Here is a 6,411-nt window from a genome sequence, read left to right on the forward strand (position 1 = left end):
CATGCGCCGCACTACGACTTCAAAGGCGCGCGAAAAGGACACGCGCGACAAGATCGAACTTGGCGACCTGATCGTCAAAGCAGGTCTGCGATACGAGAAGCGCGCGCTTATCCTGGGCGCGCTCATCGAACTCGCTCGCCGCCTCAAATACGATGAAGGCGAGCGAACCAGGCTGATCGCTATCGGTGCGGAGGCCTTCAGCAATGACGGCGACTAGGACCCTGTTGGTCGTCGCACCGGTCGCACTCATGGTGACCGCCATCTTTGTCACGACCGGAATGGAGACTTGGCTTCAAGGCTTCGGAAACACGGAAGCGGCAAAGGTCGCTCTTGGTCGCGTTGGAATTTCTGCGCCGTATATTGCAGCGTCGGCGGTGGGTGTCGTCTTCCTATTCGCGTCTGCTGGGTCGGCAAGTGTCCGCTTTTCCGGCTGGGGTGTCGTTGCCGGGAGCGGTGCAACAATCCTGATCGCTGCGTTGCGTGAAGTGGTACGTCTTGCCGCGTTTGCGGGGAAGATGCCGGCAGGCAAGAACCTGGCGGCCTCTCTTGACCCCGCAACAGTGCTCGGCGCTGCGGTCGCGCTGATGGCGGCGTCTTTCGCTTTGAGGGTCGTGTTGATCGGCAACGCCGCTTTTGCGCGTCCAGAACCGAAGCGTGTCAACGGAAGACGGGCACTTCATGGAGAAGCGGACTGGATGAAGCTCGCATCGGCCGCAAGGCTTTTTCCCGAATCCGGAGGAATCGTTGTCGGAGAGCTTTACCGGGTCGATAAGGATAGCACTGCAGCACAGCCGTTTCGCGCGGATAGTCCCGACACCTGGGGTGCCGGTGGCAAATCGCCGCTCCTTTGCTTCGACGGGTCATTCGGCTCCTCACACGGGATCGTATTCGCCGGATCCGGCGGCTTCAAGACGACGTCAGTGACGATCCCGACGGCACTCAAATGGGGTGGCTCGGTAGTCATCCTTGATCCGTCGAAAGAAGTAGCGCCAATGGTCTCGAAGCATAGGCGAGACGCCGACCGGGACGTCTTCGTCCTCGATCCAATGGCCCCGGAGACAGGATTCAACGCGTTGGATTGGGTCGGTCGGTTTGGTGGAACGAAGGAAGAGGATATTGCGTCGGTCGCTTCGTGGATCATGAGCGAAAGCGGTGGTGTACGTGGCGTGCGCGATGACTTCTTTCGCGCGTCAGCGCTACAGTTGTTGACGGCTCTGATCGCCGATGTGTGCCTGTCGGGACGCACTGACAAAGCGGATCAAACTTTGCGTCAGGTACGCAAGAACCTCTCCGAACCGGAGCCGAAGCTTCGCGAGCGGTTGCAAACAATCTATGACAATTCGGATTCCGACTTCGTGAAGGAGAACGTTGCGGCCTTCGTGAACATGACGCCGGAGACTTTTTCGGGCGTCTATGCAAACGCGGTTAGGGAAACGCATTGGCTGTCCTACTCAAACTACGCCGCACTTGTATCCGGCTCGACGTTCTCAACCGGAGAGATTGCCACCGGACACGCGGACGTTTTCATCAACGTGGATCTGAAAACATTGGAAGGCCACTCCGGTCTTGCCCGTGTCATCATCGGCGCGTTGCTCAACGCGATCTACAATCGCAATGGGGAGATGAACGGTCGCACCTTGTTCCTTCTCGACGAGGTGTCCCGGCTCGGTTACATGCGCGTTCTTGAAACGGCAAGGGACGCCGGTCGCAAGTACGGTATCACGCTCATGATGATCTATCAGTCGATTGGTCAGATGCGAGAAGCTTATGGCGGGCGCGACGCGGCAAGCAAGTGGTTCGAAAGTGTAAGCTGGATCAGTTTCGCTGCCATCAACGATCCTGAAACCGCCGACTACATTTCCCGGCGATGCGGAATGACGACTGTCGAGATCGATCAGGTGAGCCGCAGTTTCCAGTCACGGGGATCCTCGCGGACACGTTCGAAGCAACTCGCGGCAAGACCATTGATCCAGCCGCACGAAGTGCTGCAAATGCGAGCCGACGAGCAGATCGTATTTACTGCTGGCAATCCGCCGCTTCGCTGCGGCCGAGCGATTTGGTTTCGCCGTGCAGACATGAAAAGTTGCGTAGCGGAAAACAGATTCGAAAAAATGAAATAGGAAGCAAGCATGAATTTTCTCAAAGGCTCGTTGGCCATCGCGGGCACGCTGCTCTGTATGGCTGGGCCGGCAGTCTCGCATGCCGCGGCGCGTGACAGCCTTTCGGCACAGTTTTCGATCTGCTCCAGCGCCCCGCGCGTCAATTGCGTCGTAGATGGGGACACCTTCTGGTTTCGCGGTCAAAAAATCCGCATCGCCGACATCGACACACCGGAGCTCAGTCCGCCGCGTTGCGTGCGCGAAGCAGAGCTCGGTGAAGCCGCAAAGTACCGTCTGCTCGTGCTCCTAAATGCCGGGGAATTTTCGCTCACCAGCGGCTTGCGCGATGCAGATCGCAACGGCCGGAAGCTGCGGACAGTGCTGCGCAACGGATCATCGCTCGGCGAAATCATGATATCCGAGGGCCTGGCGCGCAGCTGGGAGGGACAGCGTCGGAGCTGGTGCAACTGCCGCAGCCGAAGGCGATGAGACCTGTCGCGGCTTTCGCCCCGCCACTCTTGAGGCAATGAGCGTATCAGGCAGAGGACGCATCCTGCGTCCGGCGCCAATTCGCGCGCCGCTTGACCGGTTAAAAGGGTCGCCGCAGGAGGGTTAGCATAGCTGGGCTAATCGGCTCTGTGCCTCAAGCTGGCCGATCGGAGAACGGGAAGCATCGGACGGTGGCTGATGATAAAACGCGGTCAGTATGACGCAGCCACATTTTATCATCAGAGAGAGGAGCGCATCCATGAAACATTATGTCGGTCTCGATGTCTCCATCAAGGAGACGAGTGTTTGCATTGTCGATGAGAACGGGAAACTCTGCCGAGAACGAAAGGTCGCGTCACACCCGGATGACCTCGTCGCTATTTTGAACGATCCGGCGCTAAACCTGGACAGGATCGGTTTGGAGGCCGGTCCATTATCGCAATGGTTATTCGACGGATTGGCTAAAGCAGGCTTCCCGGTCGTCTGCATCGAGACTCGCCATACCAAAGCCTTTCTTGAAGCACTCCAGCAAAACAAAAGTGACCGGAACGACGCGAGGGGCATCGCCAATATGATGCGCGTCGGCTTGTTCAAGGATGTGCATGTGAAGACGCTTGGGAGTCAAAAGCGCCGCGCGTTGCTGACAGCACGCTCTTTGCTGCAGGAAAAGGCGATCGATCTTGAGAACGAGATGCGCGGCCTTCTGCGCAATTTTGGACTGAAGGTCGGCCAGACCTCTGGCGGCACCTTCGAGCGGAGGATTCTGGAACTCGTAGAAAATGATGCTGAACTGGTAGAGATCATGCAGCCTCTGCTCGACGGCCGGCGCAAATTGCGAGAGGGTCTTGCCAAACTCGAGAAGCGGGTTCGCAGCGAGGCAAAAAATGACGACGTTTGCAGGCGCTTGATGACTGTGCCTGGGGTCGGCGCTGTCGTCTCGCTCGCCTACGTCGCGACTGTCGACATCCCGACGCGCTTCCGGCATTCACGTTCGGTGGGAGCGGTACTTGGCTTGACGCCTGTACTCAACCAATCGGGCGAGGTGAGCCGGGTTGGGCATGTCTCACTTCGCGGCGATGCCATGATTGCGACGGCTTCTTTATGAAGCCGCCCAATCAATGATGACCCGCGTAGTGAAATGGTGCTGGCTGAAGGCTTGGGCCATGAATGTCGCGAAGCGACATGGCAGCAAGAAAGCGAAGGTGGCATTGGCTCGTCGTCTCGCGGTCGTCATGCATCGAATGTGGGTGGATGGTTCAGAGTTTCGCTGGACGAAAATAGAGCCCCCTACGTCGGTGGCAGCCTAGCTGAGGGACCGAGAAAATATCTTGAAGCCAATTCAGAGTTCCGCGTAGCAGCGGAAGGCGTCCTTCGCGGACGACGGTGATGCGAGTTCGTGGCGGCGTTTATTCCGATGAATTTTCATCAGGATGCAGCATAGATTGGACCGCATTATCTACGGAACCCCATCATGGGAGGGCTTTGTGCCGATCCCGGAGAGAAGCGCGGGCCGCGAACGTCAAACGCTATGTGGTGTACAGGTATGACCGGCCGGCGTTTGCCGAGCAGCGATTTCGGCTGCTCTGCGCCAACAGCAGACTTCGGGCAACGCGAATCTGAGATCAGAAACCGGAGTTTCTCTCGATTGCATTCGGCTCATCAGTCGAACTCTGCTTGGGACCGTTTGACAATTTCGCCGTTGACTCTTTAACACGGATAGAGTTAGGTTGCGTTAAGTCTAATGCGGACTTGATGAGGTGGCGTTATGTCGAATGATGAGGGGCAAGTTGACGCCGAAGGCGATCAACACCCGGCCAATAGCGGGATGCCTGATCGACGCAAAGGCGTGAGTCTGTTCGGGGTCTCGGTCGAATACGGGCTTCACACCCTGCTGTGGCTCATCTCCGAGCATCCGAAGCGCGCGAGCAGCCGAGACCTCGCAGAGATGCAGGGCGTTCCCACCGCCATGCTGGCGAAGATCATGCCGAAGCTGGAAAAGGCCGGGATCGTCTCATCGAGCGATGGGATCAGCGGCGGCTACGAACTGGCCAAGCCGCCAGCGAATATCTCTGTGCTTGAGGTCGTGGACGCCATCGAGGGCGATCGAAAACTGTTTGATTGCAAGGAGGTCCGTCGAGGCTGTGTTCTGTTTGGCGGAACGCCGCCACCATGGTCGGTGGATGGTGTCTGTCGCATTCATGCGGTCATGCTGCGCGCTGAACGGCGCATGCGTTCTGAACTCGACAAGACGAGCCTTGCCGATCTTGCGCAGGGCGGAAGACCGGAAGAATTCGAAAACCTTGTCGCGGACTGGTTCCGCGACCGGACATCGGCACGGGAGACGGCGCGCGTCACGGCGCTGAGAGAAGGACGCCGCTCTCCACGCTGACGACACCACGGAGAATTCGGAAATTCCTGCCGACGGCCCGCTGTGCCGGCGACGGGAGAACTGCAACCATGAGAAACAGGAAAGGAACCATCCATGGCCCGTCTGAACTGGTACGAAGTAGCTCCCGAGGGCGCAAAGGCGCTGTTCGGTGTCCACCACTACGTCACGAAGAACACTAATCTGCCCGAGGAGCTAATCCACCTCGTCTTCCTCCGGGTCTCCCAGATCAATGGCTGCGCCCACTGCATCGACATGCATGGTCGCGATCTTCGCAAGACCATGTCGGTCGACAAGGTCGCTCTGGTATCGGTCTGGGACGAAGTGCCCCATCTGTTTACCGACCAGCAACGCGCAGCCTTGGCTTGGGCCGAAGAAGTGACCCGGGTCAGCGAAACGCACGCATCCGATGAAGCGTATGCCGCAGCAGCCTCGGCCTTCGAGCCGAAGGACCTGGTCGATCTGACGATCACAATCGCAGCGATGAACGCTTTCAATCGTCTGGGTGCCCCTTTCCGTCTCCCGGTGTCGGCCAAGGCGGCCTGAGCCAACCAAGGCGGGCGGGGCATCTCCACTCCGTCCGCCGAACTCGGTCCCAGCAGTCTTGCAATCATTTCAGGCGTGTCACGACCGCTTAGGGCCGACTGCGGACGATGCGTCCCGTCGGCTTGGGATCGGCGGGAATGTGCTTGACGTTACCCCGCCGATTAGAGAAGCGCCGCTTCAGCGGGAAAGCGGGAATTCGCGTCACGCGAAGGGCGGGAAAAGGGCCGCCGCAGGAGCTTTAACATAGTGGCCCGAAGGGAAAGCGGGATCGACTGCCCCCGACCGTAGCGTTCCACCAATCAGGCACGTGAAGCCCTCGCGTTGGCAGCGCACTCTCGAGCATTCACGCGTGCGGGCAAAATGCTTCCTTTGACGCGCGTTACTGAAACTCGGGGACAATAGCTGCGTCCGACCAAGCACGGACGAACGTCGGAGAAGGCTAGGACTGGAAACCGTTCGAGGGTGAAAACGCTCTGGAGACTTCGTTGCATTTAGTCCAGGGGATGAGGTTCGGCGGGGAAGATCGTCTCTCCCGATCCGGCAATCACATGCACAGACACAGACACAGACACAGGCTGTAGGCAGCGGGCGATAATTCCTGTCGCATTGCCGACACTGATTCGGGTGACAGGGGGACAACGCAACGGTGATTGCCCTGCAACTGACGGCGTCGAGCTTAACAAATGTGTGCGCAATTTCAGCCGCCGGGAGCGTTGCGTTTGGGAAAAACCCACGCGATTCCAACGACTAGCGCGGGTTTGGTCACCGAGTCGTCACAATCGACGTTAAAGCTTTGTTAACCCTATAATTCTGGACGGTTCAGGAGAATCGTGTTCTATCTCTTGGCGGATAATGGCCGTCAAACCGGTCTTTGACCGCCAAGAGGGAAAA

Annotated in this window: 5 protein-coding genes and 1 pseudogene; all 6 read left to right on the top strand. The window is 58.3% G+C overall.

Annotated features, from left to right (window positions below):
- Nucleotide 1: 1 nt before the first annotated feature.
- The gene (traD, locus tag AC3WVQ_RS35490; protein WP_029742456.1) at nucleotides 2–217 is read left to right on the top strand and encodes a type IV conjugative transfer system coupling protein TraD; all 216 of its coding nucleotides are present in this window, start codon (nucleotides 2–4) and stop codon (nucleotides 215–217) included.
- Nucleotides 204–2,120, top strand: coding sequence for a Ti-type conjugative transfer system protein TraG (gene traG / locus AC3WVQ_RS35495; RefSeq protein WP_492383557.1), 1,917 nt, complete (start codon nucleotides 204–206; stop codon nucleotides 2,118–2,120). Before traD ends, traG begins: the two co-directional genes overlap by 14 nt.
- 9 nt (nucleotides 2,121–2,129) lie before the next feature.
- Nucleotides 2,130–2,588 (top strand): thermonuclease family protein, encoded by a 459-nt coding sequence (locus AC3WVQ_RS35500; protein WP_492383558.1) that lies wholly within the window; start codon nucleotides 2,130–2,132, stop codon nucleotides 2,586–2,588.
- Between the two features lie 259 nt (nucleotides 2,589–2,847).
- Nucleotides 2,848–3,895 (top strand): annotated as a pseudogene (locus tag AC3WVQ_RS35505) (IS110 family RNA-guided transposase).
- Between the two features lie 458 nt (nucleotides 3,896–4,353).
- Entirely contained in the window at nucleotides 4,354–4,977 is a 624-nt protein-coding gene (locus AC3WVQ_RS35510; RefSeq protein ID WP_018858523.1) for an RrF2 family transcriptional regulator, read from the top strand.
- Between the two features lie 93 nt (nucleotides 4,978–5,070).
- Nucleotides 5,071–5,520, top strand: a complete 450-nt coding sequence (locus AC3WVQ_RS35515; RefSeq protein ID WP_018858524.1) for a carboxymuconolactone decarboxylase family protein — start codon at nucleotides 5,071–5,073, stop codon at nucleotides 5,518–5,520.
- The last annotated feature ends 891 nt before the right edge of the window (nucleotides 5,521–6,411 follow it).

The sequence above is a fragment of the Ensifer sp. EB106-05-01-XG146 genome (genome assembly GCF_058791875.1).

Excerpts from the sequence above, each read along its gene's own strand:
- AC3WVQ_RS35510 (WP_018858523.1), top strand. The coding sequence starts at position 4,354 with ATGTCGAATGATGAGGGGCAAGTTGACGCCGAAGGCGATCAACACCCG.
- AC3WVQ_RS35500 (WP_492383558.1), top strand. The coding sequence starts at position 2,130 with ATGAATTTTCTCAAAGGCTCGTTGGCCATCGCGGGCACGCTGCTCTGT.
- AC3WVQ_RS35515 (WP_018858524.1), top strand. The coding sequence starts at position 5,071 with ATGGCCCGTCTGAACTGGTACGAAGTAGCTCCCGAGGGCGCAAAGGCG.
- traD (WP_029742456.1), top strand. The coding sequence starts at position 2 with ATGCGCCGCACTACGACTTCAAAGGCGCGCGAAAAGGACACGCGCGAC.
- traG (WP_492383557.1), top strand. The coding sequence starts at position 204 with ATGACGGCGACTAGGACCCTGTTGGTCGTCGCACCGGTCGCACTCATG.